At 71.7% G+C, this 16,280-nt stretch carries 13 protein-coding genes and 1 pseudogene; 8 read left to right on the top strand and 6 right to left on the bottom strand.

The window, feature by feature from the left end:
- Positions 1 to 88 precede the first annotated feature (88 nt).
- The 5 genes and pseudogenes from OHA89_RS19480 to pdhA all read right to left on the bottom strand — a co-directional run bounded on the left by OHA89_RS19480 (position 89) and on the right by pdhA (position 5,597).
- Complete coding sequence (locus tag OHA89_RS19480; protein ID WP_266608962.1) at positions 89 to 853, bottom strand: hypothetical protein; 765 nt, start codon at positions 851 to 853, stop codon at positions 89 to 91.
- 26 nt (positions 854 to 879) lie between these two features.
- A complete protein-coding gene (locus OHA89_RS19475) occupies positions 880 to 1,818 on the bottom strand; it encodes a GNAT family N-acetyltransferase (protein ID WP_266608961.1) in 939 nt (312 codons plus the stop codon).
- 134 nt (positions 1,819 to 1,952) lie between these two features.
- Positions 1,953 to 3,399: pseudogene (locus OHA89_RS19470) on the bottom strand (dihydrolipoamide acetyltransferase family protein).
- Positions 3,400 to 3,411: 12 nt separating this feature from the next.
- Positions 3,412 to 4,392 (bottom strand): alpha-ketoacid dehydrogenase subunit beta, encoded by a 981-nt coding sequence (locus OHA89_RS19465; RefSeq protein ID WP_266608959.1) that lies wholly within the window; start codon positions 4,390 to 4,392, stop codon positions 3,412 to 3,414.
- A gap of 5 nt (positions 4,393 to 4,397) precedes the next feature.
- Positions 4,398 to 5,597 (bottom strand): pyruvate dehydrogenase (acetyl-transferring) E1 component subunit alpha, encoded by a 1,200-nt coding sequence (gene pdhA / locus OHA89_RS19460; protein WP_215145075.1) that lies wholly within the window; start codon positions 5,595 to 5,597, stop codon positions 4,398 to 4,400.
- A 325-nt stretch (positions 5,598 to 5,922) separates the two neighbouring features.
- On the opposite strand from pdhA, the gene OHA89_RS19455 reads away from it, so the two are divergent.
- Together OHA89_RS19455 and OHA89_RS19450 are read left to right on the top strand one after the other, a co-directional pair.
- Positions 5,923 to 6,585, top strand: a complete 663-nt coding sequence (locus tag OHA89_RS19455) for a response regulator transcription factor (RefSeq protein ID WP_257555454.1) — start codon at positions 5,923 to 5,925, stop codon at positions 6,583 to 6,585.
- Between the two features lie 91 nt (positions 6,586 to 6,676).
- On the top strand, positions 6,677 to 7,093 hold the full coding sequence (locus OHA89_RS19450) for a pyridoxamine 5'-phosphate oxidase family protein (protein WP_266608958.1): 417 nt from the start codon (positions 6,677 to 6,679) through the stop codon (positions 7,091 to 7,093).
- Positions 7,094 to 7,151: 58 nt separating this feature from the next.
- Here the strand turns inward: OHA89_RS19450 and OHA89_RS19445 are convergent, their stop codons facing one another.
- On the bottom strand, positions 7,152 to 8,735 hold the full coding sequence (locus OHA89_RS19445; RefSeq protein WP_266608957.1) for a protein kinase domain-containing protein: 1,584 nt from the start codon (positions 8,733 to 8,735) through the stop codon (positions 7,152 to 7,154).
- A gap of 228 nt (positions 8,736 to 8,963) precedes the next feature.
- On the opposite strand from OHA89_RS19445, the gene OHA89_RS19440 reads away from it, so the two are divergent.
- The 6 genes from OHA89_RS19440 to OHA89_RS19415 all read left to right on the top strand — a co-directional run bounded on the left by OHA89_RS19440 (position 8,964) and on the right by OHA89_RS19415 (position 16,248).
- Positions 8,964 to 10,619 (top strand): protein kinase domain-containing protein, encoded by a 1,656-nt coding sequence (locus OHA89_RS19440; protein ID WP_406366711.1) that lies wholly within the window; start codon positions 8,964 to 8,966, stop codon positions 10,617 to 10,619.
- A gap of 405 nt (positions 10,620 to 11,024) precedes the next feature.
- A complete protein-coding gene (locus tag OHA89_RS19435; protein WP_406366710.1) occupies positions 11,025 to 11,249 on the top strand; it encodes a hypothetical protein in 225 nt (74 codons plus the stop codon).
- 74 nt (positions 11,250 to 11,323) lie between these two features.
- The gene (locus OHA89_RS19430) at positions 11,324 to 11,980 is read left to right on the top strand and encodes a PadR family transcriptional regulator (RefSeq protein WP_257555449.1); all 657 of its coding nucleotides are present in this window, start codon (positions 11,324 to 11,326) and stop codon (positions 11,978 to 11,980) included.
- A 25-nt stretch (positions 11,981 to 12,005) separates the two neighbouring features.
- Complete coding sequence (locus tag OHA89_RS19425) at positions 12,006 to 12,752, top strand: ABC transporter ATP-binding protein (protein WP_266608954.1); 747 nt, start codon at positions 12,006 to 12,008, stop codon at positions 12,750 to 12,752.
- A gap of 101 nt (positions 12,753 to 12,853) precedes the next feature.
- A complete protein-coding gene (locus OHA89_RS19420; RefSeq protein ID WP_257559383.1) occupies positions 12,854 to 15,613 on the top strand; it encodes an FtsX-like permease family protein in 2,760 nt (919 codons plus the stop codon).
- Between the two features lie 95 nt (positions 15,614 to 15,708).
- Complete coding sequence (locus OHA89_RS19415; RefSeq protein ID WP_257555447.1) at positions 15,709 to 16,248, top strand: bacterial proteasome activator family protein; 540 nt, start codon at positions 15,709 to 15,711, stop codon at positions 16,246 to 16,248.
- Positions 16,249 to 16,280 lie beyond the last annotated feature (32 nt).

Genomic DNA, 16,280 nt, shown 5'->3' with positions numbered 1-16,280 from the left:
TCGCTTGGGCAGTACGAAGACGCCGCGGGCGAGAACCCCTTGGCAGGGGAGCGTATCCCCAGCTCAGCGCGGTACGACAGGCTCCCGGTCAGGGCAGGTGCGGGCGGGCCGCCGACCACGCGTCGACCGCCTCCGCGAGCGGGTCGGCGTCCGGGAGGTGGGGGCGCACGAGGGTCATCCAGGCGATCAGCATCTTGATACGGCGCAGGTGCAGGATGTCCTCGGGCGGGAGGTCCCGCCAGATCCGGCCCCGCGCCGCCGCCTCCTGCGGGGTCAGGTCGATCAGCGCGAGCAGCTCCCGGCACAGGGCCGCCGGATCGCCGCCGCGTTCCGGGCCGAACTCCCGGATCAGGTAGCCCCGTACGGCGGCCAGTTCGGCCCCCCGGGCCAGACCGTCCGTGCCCTCGGCCTCCGCGCAGCGGTCGGTCGCGGCGAGCGCCACCCGGCCCCAGCGGAGCCGGATCCCGTCCGGCACCTGGTCGTCCCGCATCCACCCCACCGCCAGGGTGCGCAGCGTCCGCGGGTGGGGTTCGTCGCCCAGCGGCGGGCCGGTGGCCAGCCACTCCTCCAGCTCCTCCAGCGAGTGCCCGTCCGGCGGCACCGCGGTCAGCACCTGCCCCCGGCTGAGCAACGCGACCACCGCGCCGGTGAGATGGACCTTCGCGACGTGCCCGGCGTCGAAGAAGCCGACGGTGCGCCCGTACCGCTCGATGCGGCGCAGCCCGAGCCGTAGCTCCCCCACCGCGTAGACCTGGCCCGCCCGCGCCACCCCGCCGACGCAGCGGACCACGCACACGCCGCCCGTGACGTCGGCCTCCTCGACGGAGTACACCTGCAACTCGGCTATCGGCACGCCGGGAGGCTACCGGGTCCGCCCCGTCACCGTGCCGGGCCCTCCAGGACGAGGCGGATCTCCGTCACCTCGTAGCCGGCCCGGTCGAAGGCGGCCGCCATCGGGGCGTTCACGGTGTCGGTGGTCGCGGTGATGCGCTCCGCGCCCTCGGCCGCGTGGAAGCGGGTGATCTCGGCCAGGATCTCGTCGATCAGGCCCTGGCCGCGCTGCTCCGGTACGACGCCCAGGTAGCCGACGTTGCGGTGGTACGGGGTCGCGGAGGGGACGGCCAGGCCCGCGAGGGTGCCGTCGGGGAGTTCGGCGAGGCGCCACCACGAGCGCTCGCCGGGGCAGTCCCGGTAGAACTCGATGTCGTCGCGGGCCAGTTGCTCCGCATCCATCGACTGGAGCTCGGTCTGCGTGTGCAGATCGAGGCTGCCGGCCGACAGGCGCATGAACGCCTCCAGGAACTCCTCGTCCGTGCCCTCGCGGAAAACCAGCCGCCCGGAGGGCTCGGCCGGGCTCCCGGCGGCTGGGGTCCACTCGTAGCGCAGGCGCTCGATCTCGGTGGTCAGACCGCTCTCGTACGCGGCCTTCTGCCGCCAGGCGACCGCGTCGGCCATCGCCGGGTCGGTCCGCCAATCGCGGGGCAGCGAGAGGTTGTAGAGCGGGAGCCCGCCGAAGGCGGCGTGGCCGGCGGCGAGCAGCCCGGCGGCCAGTGCGGCCGGGTCGGCCACCGAGGCCCGCACCTGGAGGCAGTCGAGCGCGATGGGCTGCTCGCTGTCGGGGCGGCCCCACCACAGGGCGCGGGCCAGGACCTCCCCGTCCTCGTCCTCGGCGAACCAGATCCACTCGGGGCGGAACCGGTTCCCGGCGAGCTCCTCACGGATCCGCTCGGCGGTCAGGGCGGGGACGGGACCGTCGGCCGGATAGGCGACGGCGCGGTCCAGGTCGGCCGGGTCTGCGGTGGCAGGTCGAAAGCGCATCCGGCGATGATCACACTTGGTGACCGCGCTGGCCAGGGGTTTCCGTACCTGCCGCGTACCTGCCGCCTACCGGAAACGGCCGAAGGCCGGCCCCGTGTCGCGGGGCCGGCCTTCGGGATGTGCGTCGTCGCCCGTCACGCCCAGGTGATCAGGCGGCGGGGGTGTTCCAGGACCGCCGCGATGTCGGCCAGGAAGCGGGAGCCGAGCTCGCCGTCGATGAGACGGTGATCGAACGACAGGGCCAGGGTGGTGACCTGACGCGGCTTCACCTTGCCCTTGTGGACCCACGGCTGCAGCTTGATCGCTCCGACCGCGAGGATCGCGGACTCGCCCGGGTTCAGGATCGGCGTACCGGTGTCGACGCCGAAGACGCCGACGTTGGTGATGGTGATGGTGCCGTTCTGCATGTCCGCCGGGGAGGTCTTGCCCTCGCGGGCCGTGGCGACCAGCTCGGACAGACCCGTCGACAGCTCGCCGAGCGTCTTGGCGTGCGCGTCCTTGATGTTCGGGACGATCAGCCCGCGCGGGGTGGCCGCCGCGATGCCCAGGTTGACGTAGTGCTTGAGCACGATCTCCTGGGCCGCCTCGTCCCAGGACGCGTTGACGTCCGGGTTGCGGCGGATGGCCACCAGGACGGCCTTGGCGATGAGGAGCAGCGGGTTGATCCGCAGCCCCGCCAGGTCCGGGTCGTCCTTCAGCTCCTGGACCAGCTTCATCGTGCGGGTCACGTCGAGCGTGATGAACTCGGTGACGTGCGGCGCGGTGAAGGCGGAGGCGACCATGGCCTGGGCGGTGACCTTGCGGACGCCCTTGACCGGGATACGGGTCTCCCGTGCCGACGCCACCTCGGCTGCCGGGGCCTGAACCGCAGCCGGAGCCACCGCAGCCTGCACGGGGGCCGGGGCCGGCGCGGCCTGCGGGGTGATCGCCGCGGCGGCCGCCGCGTGGACGTCCTCCCGGGTCACGACCCCGCCGTCGCCGGTGGGCACCACCAGGGCCAGGTCGATGCCGAGGTCCTTGGCGAGCTTGCGCACCGGCGGCTTGGCCAGCGGCCGCTCACCGGCCGGCTGGGCCGGGACCGCGGGGAGCACCGGGGCGGCCGGAGCCGGAGCCGCGGGCCGCCGCGGCCACGGGAGCCGCCGTGCCGTTCTGCGCGGCCACGGCGGGCGCCGGAGCCTTGCGCGGGCGGCGCTTCGTGGAGGCGGTGGAGACTCCGTAGCCCACCAGGACGGGCTGGCGCGCCGCGGGGGCAGGCTCGGCCTCGGCCACGGCGGGGGCGACGGCCGGGGCCGCCTCCTGGACCGGGGCTTCGGCCGTCTCGACGGCGGCGGGCTCGCCGCCCTCCGTCTGCACCGAGATGATCACCTGGCCGACGTCGACCGTGGTGCCCTCCTCGAAGAGGAGCGCGTGCACGACACCGTCGAAGGGGATCGGCAGTTCCACGGCGGCCTTGGCCGTCTCGACCTCGCAGACGACCTGACCGTCGGTGACCGTGTCACCCGGCTGGACGTACCACTTGAGGATCTCGGCCTCGGTGAGGCCCTCGCCCACGTCGGGCATCTTGAATTCGCGGATGGTCATGAACGTGGCTCCTCAGTACGCCAGCGAGCGGTCGACGGCGTCGAGCACCCTGTCCAGGCCCGGCAGGTACTCGTCCTCCAGGCGGGCCGGCGGGTACGGGGCGTGGAAGCCGCCCACGCGCAGGACCGGCGCCTCCAGGTGGTAGAAGCACCGCTCCGTGATGCGAGCGGCGATCTCCGAGCCCATACCGAGGAAGGTCGGCGCCTCGTGGACGACCACGAGCCGGCGGGTCTTCTCCACCGAGGCCTGGATCCCGTCGAAGTCGACCGGGGACATCGACCGCATGTCGACGACCTCCACCGACTTGCCCTCCTCGGCGGCCGCGGCCGCCGCCTCCAGGCAGACCTTCACCATCGGACCGTAGGCGGCCAGGGTGATGTCGGAGCCCTCGCGCGCCACGCGCGCCTTGTGCAGCTGGTACGGGATGGCATCGACGTCCACCTCGCCCTTGTCCCAGTAGCGGCGCTTCGGCTCGAAGAAGATCACCGGGTCGTCGCTGAGGATCGCCTGCTGGAGCATCCAGTACGCGTCGCTCGCGTTGGACGGGGAGACCACCTTGAGGCCCGGCACGTGCGCGAAGAGCGCCTCGGGGGACTCGCTGTGGTGCTCGACCGCGCCGATGCCGCCCGCGTACGGGATGCGCACGACGACCGGCATCTTGATCTTGCCCAGGGCGCGCGCGTGCATCTTCGCGAGCTGCGTGACGATCTGGTCGTACGCCGGGAAGACGAACCCGTCGAACTGGATCTCGACGACCGGCCGGTAGCCGCGCAGCGCGAGGCCGATGGCGGTGCCGACGATGCCCGACTCGGCGAGCGGGGTGTCGATGACCCGCTCCTCGCCGAAGTCCTTCTGCAGCCCGTCGGTGATCCGGAAGACACCGCCCAGCTTGCCCACGTCCTCGCCCATGATCAGGACCTTCGGGTCCGTCTCCAGGGCCTTGCGCAGCGACTCGTTGAGCGCCTTCGCGATAGACATCTTCTCGATGGCCATGGTGGTCACTCCCCACCCTCGAAGGACGCGAGGTAGGCGGCGAACTGCGCGCGCTCCTCGTCGACGAGCGCGTGCCCGTCCGCGTAGACGTTCTCGAAGATCGCCATGGTGTCCGGGTCGGGCATGGCGCGTACGACCTCGCGCACCCGCTTGCCCAGCGCCTCGCTCTCCACTTCGAGCTCCGCGAAGAAGGCCTCGTCGGCGCCGCCGGTGGCGAGCAGGTGGGCCTTCAGGCGCAGGATCGGGTCCTTCGCCTCCCAGGCCGCCGTCTCCTCGTCCCGCCGGTACTTCGTCGGGTCGTCGGAGGTGGTGTGCGCGCCCATCCGGTACGTGAACGCCTCGACCAGGGTCGGGCCCTCGCCGCGGCGGGCCCGCTCCAGCGCCCAGCGGGTCACGGCCAGGCAGGCCAGCACGTCGTTGCCGTCCACGCGGACGCCCGGGAAGCCGAAGCCCTGCGCGCGCTGGTAGAGCGGCACGCGCATCTGGCGCTCGGTCGGCTCGGAGATCGCCCACTGGTTGTTCTGGCAGAAGAACACCACGGGCGAGTTGTAGACGGCCGAGAAGGTGAACGCCTCGGCGACGTCGCCCTGGCTGGACGCGCCGTCGCCGAAGTAGGCGATGACCGCGGAGTCCGCGCCGTCCTTGGCCACGCCCATCGCGTAACCGGTCGCGTGGAGCGTCTGCGAGCCGATGACGATCGTGTACAGGTGGAAGTTGTTGGTGTTCGGGTCCCAGCCACCGTGGTTCACACCGCGGAACATGCCGAGGAGGTTGGTCGGGTCGACGCCACGGCACCAGGCCACACCGTGCTCACGGTAGGTCGGGAAGACGTAGTCGTCGTCGCGCAGCGCCCGGCCGGAGCCGATCTGGGCGGCCTCCTGGCCGAGGAGCGAGGCCCACAGGCCCAGCTCGCCCTGGCGCTGCAGCGCGGTCGCCTCGCCGTCGAAACGGCGGGTCAGGACCATGTCGCGGTACAGCCCGCGCAGGTCCTCGGTGGTGATGTCGGCGACGAAGGGGGCGAACTCCGCGTTTTCCGCGTTGTCCACCCGGTCCCCTTCGGGCGTCAGCAGCTGTACGAGCTGAGGTTCGGCGTCCTGCGTCTGCGCGGTGGCAGCGGCGGGCTTGGCGGCGTTGGCCGCGCCTGCCGCCCGCTTGGTGCCGCTGCTGCGTCGCGGCTTGCGCGCGGCAGTGCTCTCCACGGTCACGTGTGCTCCTCCGTCGGTCCGGCACCCGGGTTCTCCGGGGTCCAGTGCGGCTCACCTGAACCTGTACCCGCGCACGGGGTGGGTGCGCGCTGCGTACGGGATTCAGGCGTGACAGGTGCCCCGGCGAGTGCCCTGCGCAATGCACGTTACCCAGTGCTTCGCATATCTGCGAAACCCCGTTTGACCTGGGATTTTGCTTGGATTTCCAAGTAAATCCGCCAACGCGGGAACAACCACTGGTCACAGCCTTGCAGGGGCCGGGAACAACGGCACGTTATCCCGGGTAACTCCGGCAGGGAAGGGGTGAGTGTGTGAAACTGACTTCGTGCGCGAAGACGGAAAAATCAAGGTATTCCTCCTGGACGACCACGAAGTGGTACGTCGGGGCGTCCATGAGCTCTTGTCGGTCGAAGAGGACATCGAGATCGTCGGCGAGGCCGGTACCGCCGCCGACGCCCTGGTCCGCATTCCCGCCACCCGCCCCGACGTCGCCGTCCTCGACGTCCGCCTTCCCGACGGCAGTGGTGTGGAGGTGTGCCGCGAGGTGCGCTCCCGGAACGAGGACATCAAGTGCCTGATGCTGACCTCGTTCGCCGACGACGAAGCCCTCTTCGACGCGATCATGGCCGGCGCCTCGGGCTACGTGCTGAAGGCGATCCGCGGCAATGAGCTGCTCAGCGCCGTACGGGACGTGGCGGCGGGCAGGTCGCTGCTGGACCCGGTGGCCACCGCACGGGTACTGGAGCGGCTTCGCGACGGCAAGAACGGCAAGGGCGACGACCGCCTCTCCCACCTCACCGACCAGGAGCGGAAGATCCTCGACCTGATCGGCGAGGGCCTGACCAACCGCGTCATCGGCGAGCGGCTGCACCTGGCCGAGAAGACGATCAAGAACTACGTGTCGAGCCTGCTCTCCAAGCTGGGCATGGAGCGCCGCTCGCAGGCCGCCGCCTACGTGGCCCGCCTGCAGGCCGAGAAGCGCAGCTGACCGTAGTCGGTTCTATTCGGGACCAACGTCCCCGATCATCGGGGCGGGATCCTCTTTTCCGACCGCCCGTCGGTACCGGAGAGTGGACGGCATGTCCCCAGAGGATCTCCACGCCATCGAACTGCTGCGCCGGGTGCCTTACGGCCGGGTGGCCACCAGCATGCGTGCGCTGCCCTTCCTCGCGCTCGCCCGCCACATCGTGGTGGACGGCAAGGTCGCCTTGAGAATGCACTCCGGCTTCGGCCACCACCAGGCGTGCAACGGCAGTGTGGTCGCCTACGGGGCCGACAACTTCAATTCCCGGGACCCGCGCCTGTGGTCCGTGCAGTTCACCGGAACCGCACGGACGGTCGAACCGACCAACGCCGAACTGGAACTTTTCGGACCCGGTCCGCATTTCGTCGACGGAGCGGTCTTCGACCCCGTCTACATGCGCATCGAACCGCAGTTCGTCACCGTGCACTCCCTCGCGGGGAATCCGGTCATGCAGTACCAGCACGCGCTCTGATACGTGAACGGGCCCGGCGGAATTGATTCCGCCGGGCCCGTTCACGTATCGGAGCGCGTCACTCGTCGAGGAGCCCGCCGCCGGTCTCCACGGGCTTCGACGGCGTGGAGGACGGGGTCTTCGACGGCGCGGAGGACGGGGACTTCGTCGCCGTGGACGCCGAACCCGACGGGGACGTCGAGGGGGACGTCGACGGCGTGAACGACGGGGTGGAGCTCGGCGTCCGGCTGCGGCTCGGCGTGAACGAGGGCTCGCTGTGCGAGGGGGTGTTGTCCGGGCTCGGCTGCGACGGCGTGTTCTCCGGGGTCTTGGACGTGCTCGGCTGGCCGGAGGAACTCGTGACGGGCGTCGACGGACCGTTGTCGTCCTTGCCCTTGTTGGCCACGCTGTTGACGGCGTACGCCACGCCGCCCGCCACCGCGATGACCGCGAGCACCGCGAACAGCCACATCTTCCAGCGGCTTGCGCCGCGGTCCTCGTAGCCGTCGTAGCCGCCGCCGTGGCCGTGGCCGCCCTGGCCGTTGCCGCCGCCCGGGAAGGCCGAGCCGTCGTCCGGGTTCAGCGGCGGCACCATCGGCCGCTGGAACTGCGAGGTCGAGGCGTTCGCGGGGTACTTCTGCTGCCCGCCGGTCCCGCCCACCGGCATGGCCGTGGTGGCCGCAGCCCCGCCCCGCCCGTGCGGCAGGGCCATGGTGACCGGGCCGGTGTTCCAGGTGCCGGTGTTCGGCCCCTGGTCGTGCAGCATCTGGAGCGCGTACTGGACCAGCCCGCGCATCTCCTCGGCGCTCTGGAACCGGTCGTCCGGGTCCTTGGCCAGCGACCGCATGACGAGCCCGTCGAGCTCCTGCGGGATCTGGGCGCCCTCCGGCAGCTGCGAGGGCGGGATCGGCGCGTCCTGCACGTGCTGGTAGACCACCGACAGCGGGGTCTCCCCGGTGAACGGGGGCCGCAGCGCGAGCAGTTCGTAGAGAAGGCAGCCGGTGGCGTACAGGTCGGAGCGGTGGTCCACGGCCTTGCCGAGGGCCTGCTCGGGCGACAGGTACTGGGGAGTGCCCATGACCATGCCGGTCTGGGTCATCGTCGACTGGACGCCGTGCAGGGCGCGGGCGATGCCGAAGTCCATCACCTTCACCGCACCGGTGTCCGTGATGATCACATTCGCCGGCTTGATGTCGCGGTGCACGATTCCGTGCTGGTGCGAGTACGCGAGCGCCTCGAGCACGCCCGAGGTGATGATGAGCGCCTGCTCGGGGCCCGGGGCCTCGGCGCTGATCAGCAGGTCGCGGATGGTGCGGCCCTCGACCAGCTCCATCACGATGTACGGGACGGTGTTCGGGCCGACCCGGTCCTCGCCCGAGTCGTACACGGCGACGACGGCATGGTGGTTGAGCCCGGCGACGGACTGCGCCTCGCGCGTGAAACGGGCCTTGGAAACCGGGTCTTCGGCCAGGTCGGCGCGGAGCAGCTTGACGGCCACGGTGCGGCCCAGACGCACGTCCTCGGCGGCGAACACCTCGGCCATGCCGCCACGGCCGAGCCGGTGGGTCAGCCGGTAACGGCCGTCTCCCACCAGGCCGCCGGCGCCCCAGTGCTCAGGACCGTCGGCCATCCCGGCGCCGTTTCCCTCGGGTTCGGGTGCCATCAGTCCTCGCCGTCGTCTCTCTCGGCCGCCGCTCAGCGGTGTCCTCTTCTTTGATGCTCCGATGAACGCTACAGCCTCGGAACCGGTCACCGTTCGGACAAGGCGCCCTGTGCCCGTGTGGTCACGGAACGGGCACCTGGCTTGACGTGTGCTTGCCCTCCGGCAGACTGGGCGCGACATGCGCTCAGCCAGAGGCGTAGGGACACATCCCGAGGGGAAGCAACAGTCATGAGCCAGGACGGCACTCAGGGCCAGTACGCGGGCGGCTCTCTGGCCGGTGGCCGTTACCAGCTAAGGGACTTGCTCGGTGCGGGAGGCATGGCCTCCGTGTACCTGGCGTACGACTCGGCGCTCGACCGGCAGGTCGCCATCAAGACCCTGCACAGCGACCTCGGCCGCGAGGCGTCGTTCCGCGAGCGCTTCCGCCGCGAGGCGCAGGCTGTTGCCAAACTGTCGCACACGAACATCGTCTCGGTATTCGATACCGGTGAAGGCGAGGTGACGTTCGGCACCGGCGCGGGCGACGGCTCGGTGATGCCGTACATCGTCATGGAGTACGTGGAGGGCCGGCCGCTCGGCTCGGTGCTCGACGCGGACATCCGGCAGCACGGGGCCATGCCGGCGGACAAGGCGCTGAAGGTGACGGCCGATGTGCTGGCCGCGCTGGAGACCAGCCACGAGATGGGCCTGGTCCACCGCGACATCAAGCCCGGCAACGTCATGGTGAACAAGCGCGGCGTGGTCAAGGTGATGGACTTCGGCATCGCCCGCGCCATGCAGTCGGGGGTCACCTCGATGACGCAGACCGGCATGGTCGTCGGCACCCCGCAGTACCTGTCGCCCGAGCAGGCGCTGGGGCGCGGGGTCGATGCCCGCTCCGACCTGTACTCGGTCGGCATCATGCTGTTCCAGCTGCTGACCGGGCGGATTCCGTTCGACGCCGACTCGCCGCTGGCCATCGCGTACGCCCACGTGCAGGAGGAGCCGGTCGCTCCGTCCTCCATCAACCGGTCGGTGACCCCGGCGATGGACGCGCTGGTCGCGCGGGCGCTGAAGAAGAACCCGAACGAGCGCTTCCCCACGGCCGCGGCCATGGGCGACGAGGTCGCGCGCGTGCTGGGCTCCGGGCAGACGGGGGCTCCGGTGATCATCCAGGGCGCCGCCACGGGCGGCAGCGGCGCGGGCGTGGCCTCGGCCGTGTTCCCGCCGGTGGACTCCGGGTTCCAGGCGCCGCCGCAGTCCGTGCAGCATCCGTACCAGGCGCCGCACACGCCGGTGCCGTCCCCGTACGCGCCGACGCCCGCCCCGCAGTCGCACGCGCAGGGCGGCTACGCCTACCCGCACACGCCCGCGCCGCAGCAGCAGTACGCGCCGCAGACCCCGCCGCCGTACACGATCTCCCCAGCGAGCACGTCGGTCCAGGCCGGGAGCGGCGACAAGCGGAACATGCCGGTGGTCGTGGGCGCGGTCGCGGTGGCCCTGCTGGCGGTCGGCGGTCTGATCGCCGCGATCTCGATGAACGGCGACGACGACAAGGGCAAGGACGGGGGGACCCCGGGAGCCTCGACGTCGGCATCCGGCTCCGCGAAGCCCGGGTTCAAGGGTCCGGACCTCACCCGCACGATCGACCCGAAGAAGTGCAAGGAGCCGACGAAGCACTACAGCGAAGCGGGGAAGTACCAGGCGCCGGACCTGCGCTACAAGAACCTGCTCTCCGTGAAGGAGTGCATCCAGGCCTCGGGCGGCAAGTACAAGATCGTCGAGAAGGACGAGGCCGTGTACGGCAAGGACATGGTGCTGGAGCAGAGCCCGCAGCCCGACGACAAGATCGACAAGGAGGGCACGGAGTACACGCTGACCGTGTCCACCGGCAACCCGGGCTAGTCCGACCCCAAGCACTGCGCGACACACCGGCATCCCGGGCACCTCGATGAGGAGCCCGGGATGCCGCTTTTGCCCCACTATGTAAATCTGAGCGAGACACCCCGGCTGCTCAGGACGGGAGGGGCACCCCGTGATCCAAGGCTTCCGTCCGCCGCGCTGGCTGACCTGTGCCGCGCTGGCCGCCGCCGCGCTCACCTCCACCGCTCCCGCACACGCCCGGGCTCTCGCACCGGCCCCCGGCGCCGCCGCGCCCGCCGCCCCCGCACCAGGCGTCTGGGGGCCCCGCCCAGCGGTAGCTGGGGGAGTACCGAAGCCCCTCGCGAGGGGCTGGCCGGCAGCGCCGCCGGGGCCGGACGGCCGCGGCCCGGGAGGCCCGTCACCGAGCCCGCCAACCCGGAGATGCTCGTGGCCTCCCGCCCCCTGCCCGTACGGCCGCATCCGCGCCCCGAGCCCCCCGAGCCGCCGCCGCGGGTCGCGCCGACCCCGCCCTCGGCGGTCACGGCCCTGGGCACCGAGCCGAACGAGCGGGCCGCCGACCTGGCCGCCCACATACTCCCGCTGGGCACTGGATTCGCCCTGATGGGACTGGGTCTGGGGTACATGGGCATGCGGCTGCGCAAGGGCCTGTAGCGGCGGCGTCCCCCTTCCGGCGTACGACCGGAGATGGTTGCCGGGAGTGAACATACTCGGTATACATACTCGGTATGTCGATCCGTCACGGGCTTCTCGCCCTGCTGGAACGGGGTCCTCGGTACGGCTCCCAGCTGCGCACCGAGTTCGAATCCCGCACCGGCTCCACCTGGCCGCTCAACGTCGGGCAGGTGTACACCACCCTCGCCCGCCTGGAACGCGACGGCCTGGTCGCCCCCGGCGGCGAGGACACCGCCGGGCACACGCTCTACGCCATCACCGACGACGGACGCGCCGAACTGCGCCAGTGGTACGAACGCCCCGTCGACCGCGCCAACCCGCCCCGCGACGAGCTGTCCATCAAGCTCGCCATGGCCGTGGGCTCCCCCGGCGTGGACATCCGCGCCGTCATCCAGTCCCAGCGGCACGCCACGATCAAGGCGATGCAGGACTACACCCGGCTCAAGGCCACGGCGCTCGCCGCGGTCGAGGGCGGGCAGTCCCGCGAACGCGACGACGTGGCCTGGCTGCTGGTGCTGGAACAGCTGATCTTCCAGACCGAGGCCGAGGCCCGCTGGCTCGACCACTGCGAAGCCCGGCTCGTCCGGCTCTCCCTGCCGGCCGACGGGAGAGCCGCCGAGCCCGCACCGCCCCAGGCCGCCACCGGAGCCGAACCAATCGCCCCGACCACCACCGACCGGCCCCGCACCGCCCGCACGCGGCGGAGCTGAACCACCGTCCCAGGGGGGACCCTTCATGCCCGACCAGCATCAGCCCCACCAGCCCGTACTGCAGTTGGACCAGCTCGTCCGCACGCACGGCAGCGGCGCCACCGAGGTGCACGCCCTGCGCGGCATCAACCTCTCCGTGTACCCGGGCGAACTCGTCGCCGTCATGGGCCCGTCCGGCTCCGGCAAGTCCACGCTGCTCACCCTGGCCGGCGGACTCGACACCCCGAGCAGCGGCCGGGTCGTCGTCGAAGGCACCGACATCACCACGGCGAGCCGCAAGCAGCTGGCCGCGCTGCGCCGCCGCAGCATCGGGTACGTCTTCCAGGACTACAACCTGATACCCGCCCTCACCGCGGCCGAGAACGTGGCCCTGCCCCGTGAACTCGACGGCGTCTCCGCCCGCAAGGCCCGGACCTCCGCCCTCGCCGCGCTGGAGGAGATGGGCCTGGGCGAGCTCGCCGACCGCTTCCCCGACGAGATGTCCGGCGGCCAGCAGCAGCGCGTGGCCATCGCCCGCGCCCTCGTCGGCGACCGCCGCCTGGTCCTCGCCGACGAACCCACCGGCGCCCTCGACTCCGAGACCGGCGAGTCCGTCCTCGCCCTGCTGCGCGCCCGCTGCGACGCGGGCGCGGCCGGGATCCTGGTCACCCACGAACCGCGGTTCGCGGCCTGGGCGGACCGCGTGGTCTTCCTGCGCGACGGCACCGTGGTCGACGAGACCCTGCGCAGCCGCGCCGACTCCCTCCTCTCGGGGCAGGCGGCCGGCCAGTGACCTTCTCGCTCCAAGGCCGGTACCACTCCTGGGTCGCGGCCCTGCGGATCGCCCGCCGCGACGCCTGGCGCGCCAAGGGCCGCAGCGCCCTCGTCCTGTCGATGATCGCCCTGCCCATCGTCGGGGTCAGCGCCGCCGACCTGACCTTCCGCAGCGGCGAGCTGACCGTGGAACAGCAACTGACCCGGAAGCTGGGCGGCGCCGACGCGCGGCTGGACTCCTCGCACATGGGCACGGCCATCTACCAGGAGCCGACGGGCCCCGGCTACGCGCCCGTCGGCGGCTACGACACCTACTCCCCCTCCAAGGGGGGCGAGGCCGACCCCGATTCGCTCACCAAGGCGGTCCCGCAGGGCGCGCAGTCCCTCAAGGACAGCCGCGCCTACGCCAAGATCCACACCGCCCACGGGGTGCTCGGCATCGACTTCCGCGAACTCGACGTGCGCAGCCCGCTGACGGCGGGCCTGATCACGATCGACCGCGGCCGGCTCCCCGAGGGCGCGGGCGAGGTCATCGCCACCAACGCCTTCCTCGAGCACTCCGGCCGGTTCGTCGGCTCCTCGGTCACCCCGCGCGGCGGCACCGCCTCGTACAAGATCGTCGGCGCCTACGAGCTGCCCTCCGACCTCGGGAAGGACGAGATCATCGCCCCGCCGGGGACCCTGATCGGCCCGCTCGACACGGCCCTGCAGGCTTCCGGTGCGAACGGCGTACGGGCCCAGGACTCCTACCTCGTCAAGGTCGGCGGCGACGGTTTCACGTGGAACATGGTCAAGGAGGCCAACACCAAGGGCGTGACCGTCCTCTCCAGAGCCGTCATGCTCGACCCGCCGGCCGACTCCGAGGTGCCGCTCTACCAGCAGCAGCCCAAGGAGCAGTTCGAACTCTCCGGCAGCACCCGGGCCACCGAACTGGCCGTGCTGGCCACCGTCGTCGGCCTCGCCATGCTGGAGATCTGCCTGCTCGCCGGACCGGCCTTCGCCGTGGGCGCCCGCCGCTCTCGCCGCCAGCTCGGACTGGTCGGGGCCAACGGCGGCGACCGGCGCCACATCCGCTCCATCGTGCTCTCTGGCGGCCTGGTCATCGGCGCGGCGGCAGCCGTCATCGGCACCGCCATCGGGGTGGCCCTCACGATCGGTCTGCGCCCGCTCCTGGAGGAGTTCCTCGGCAAGCGCTTCGGCGGCTTCGAGGTACGGCCGCTGGAACTGGCCGCCATCGCGCTGCTCGCCGTCGTGACCGGCCTGCTGTCCGCGATCGTCCCGGCGTTCACCGCGTCCCGGCAGACCGTGCTGGCCTCGCTGACCGGCCGCCGCGGGGTCCGCCGCGCCAACCGGATCCTGCCCGTCCTCGGCCTGCTCGCCGTCGCGGGCGGCGCCGCGATCGCCCTCGGCGGCGTTGCCTCGGGGATGGGATCCACCGTCGTGGCCGGCGGCAGCGCCATCGCCGAGCTCGGCATCGTCGCCCTCACCCCGGTCCTGGTCGGCCTCTGCGGGCGGCTGGGGCGGTGGCTGCCGCTGTCGCCGCGGCTCGCGCTGCGCGACGCCGTGCGCAACCGGGGGCGTACGGCACCGGCCGTGGCCGCCGTACTGGCAGCCGTCGCCGGCACCGTCGCGGTGGCCACCTACGAGCACAGCCGGGACCTGCAGAACCGGCACGAGTACGTCGCCTCCTACCCGTACGGCTCGGGCATGGTGACCGTCAACGACAACGCCGACCACAAGGACGTGCCCGCCGTACGCGAGGCGCTCGCCAAGGAGTTTCCGCTGGCCGTACGGGCGGACGTGGACCGGATCGTGGTGGGCAGGCCCGGCTGCGACGGCTACAGCACGGAGCAGGACTGCGGCCGGGCGGAGCTCATCACGCCCAAGGAGCAGCGCTGCCCGCTCTACGAGGCCCCCAACGGGCCGGCGTCCTTCACCACGGAACAGGCCCGGGAGCTGCGCAACGACTGGCGGTGCGTGGAAGCCCGGTTCGGCAAGGCGAACGCCACCGTCGTCGCCGACGAGAAACTGCTGACCGCACTGGCGGTCACCGACCCGGGTGCGGTCTCCGCCCTCAAGGCGGGCCGGGCGGTCTCCTTCGACAGGCGCAACGTCAAGGACGACAAGGTCACCATCCGCCTGATCACCGACGAGGAGAAGGCCCAGAGCACGGGGGCGCGCAACGAGGAGCCGCCGGGCGAGGACAAGGTCTTCGCCGCCTACCAGGTGCCCGAGGGCGTCTCGGGCTACGGCCTCAAGGTGGTGCTGCCGCCCGACACGGCCAAGAAGGCCGGGCTGACGACCGCGGCGTTCGGCTCGTACTTCACCCTCGACGGGACGGCCACGACGGAGCAGCGGCAGCGGCTGGACGGCACGTTCGACCAGATCGGGGTGGACGCCGGCGTGGAGATCGAGGTGGGCTACCAGGGCAACAACGACCTCGTCCTGCTCATCCTGACCGTCTTCGCGGGCCTGGTCACCATCGGCGCGGCCGGTATCGCCACCGGGCTCGCCCAGGCCGACGCCGAGGCCGATCTGAAGACCCTGGCGGCGGTCGGCGCGGCCCCGCGGGTCCGGCGGACGCTCAGCGGCTTCCAGTGCGCGGTCGTGGCCCTGATGGGGGTCGTGCTGGGCTCGGCAGCCGGGGTGCTGCCCGCGGTGGGCCTGCGGCTCCTCGAGCGGCGGGATCTGGAGCGCCTCTACGAGAACGGCATCGCCATGGGTCACGTCGGCTCCGAGGGCCCCGGGGCGTACGTCCCGATCGCCGTGCCGTGGGAGACCCTGGGCGCGCTGATCGTGCTCGTGCCGCTGGGCGCGGGACTGCTCGCGGCGCTGGTGACCCGCTCGGGCGGGGCGCTCGCGCGACGCGCCGCCGGATAGCACACGCGGAGTGACACAGTGCCTCCGTACAGGGTGGATCACGCCTGTACGGGGGCACACCGTGTGAGTACGCAGGTGTGCGAGAGAATGACGGCATGGAGATGCCGAGGAGTGAACGGTCGCAGGACAGCCCCCCGCACGGCCTGATCGTGGGGCAGGACGGGATGCCGGTCGGCGGCGCCGATGACGAGTCGCGCGAGGTCCCGGTGACGGAGATGGTCGAACAGCCCGCCAAGGTCATGCGGATTGGCAGCATGATCAAGCAACTCCTGGAAGAGGTACGCGCCGCGCCTCTCGACGAGGCGAGCCGGGTCCGGCTCAAGGACATCCATGCCGCCTCGGTGAAGGAGCTGGAGGACGGTCTGGCCCCGGAGCTCGTGGAGGAACTGGAGCGCCTGTCCCTCCCGTTCACCGAGGAGGCCATCCCCTCGGAAGCCGAACTGCGCATTGCCCAGGCGCAGTTGGTGGGCTGGCTGGAGGGCCTCTTCCACGGCATCCAGACGGCCCTGTTCGCGCAGCAGATGGCGGCGCGGGCCCAGCTCGAACAGATGCGCCGCGCACTCCCGCCGGGCGCTTCCCACGACGACGAAGACGACGGCCACCACGGAGCGGTCCGCTCGGGCCCGTACCTCTAGCCACTGAACCCGGCGGGGCTGGACGATTCCAG

It is taken from the genome of Streptomyces sp. NBC_01546 (assembly GCF_045208355.1).
Taxonomy (GTDB): domain Bacteria; phylum Actinomycetota; class Actinomycetes; order Streptomycetales; family Streptomycetaceae; genus Streptomyces.
Note: the sequence above shows the minus strand (reverse complement) of the source record. Positions and strands in the feature narration are given on the sequence as shown.

Bases quoted from the DNA above. Each gene is read 5' to 3' on its own strand.
- OHA89_RS19475 (WP_266608961.1), bottom strand. From the start codon at position 1,818: ATGCGCTTTCGACCTGCCACCGCAGACCCGGCCGACCTGGACCGCGCC.
- OHA89_RS19465 (WP_266608959.1), bottom strand. From the start codon at position 4,392: ATGGCCATCGAGAAGATGTCTATCGCGAAGGCGCTCAACGAGTCGCTG.
- OHA89_RS19450 (WP_266608958.1), top strand. From the start codon at position 6,677: ATGTCCCCAGAGGATCTCCACGCCATCGAACTGCTGCGCCGGGTGCCT.
- OHA89_RS19445 (WP_266608957.1), bottom strand. From the start codon at position 8,735: ATGGCACCCGAACCCGAGGGAAACGGCGCCGGGATGGCCGACGGTCCT.
- OHA89_RS19440 (WP_406366711.1), top strand. From the start codon at position 8,964: ATGAGCCAGGACGGCACTCAGGGCCAGTACGCGGGCGGCTCTCTGGCC.
- OHA89_RS19430 (WP_257555449.1), top strand. From the start codon at position 11,324: ATGTCGATCCGTCACGGGCTTCTCGCCCTGCTGGAACGGGGTCCTCGG.
- OHA89_RS19425 (WP_266608954.1), top strand. From the start codon at position 12,006: ATGCCCGACCAGCATCAGCCCCACCAGCCCGTACTGCAGTTGGACCAG.
- OHA89_RS19420 (WP_257559383.1), top strand. From the start codon at position 12,854: ATGATCGCCCTGCCCATCGTCGGGGTCAGCGCCGCCGACCTGACCTTC.
- OHA89_RS19415 (WP_257555447.1), top strand. From the start codon at position 15,709: ATGGAGATGCCGAGGAGTGAACGGTCGCAGGACAGCCCCCCGCACGGC.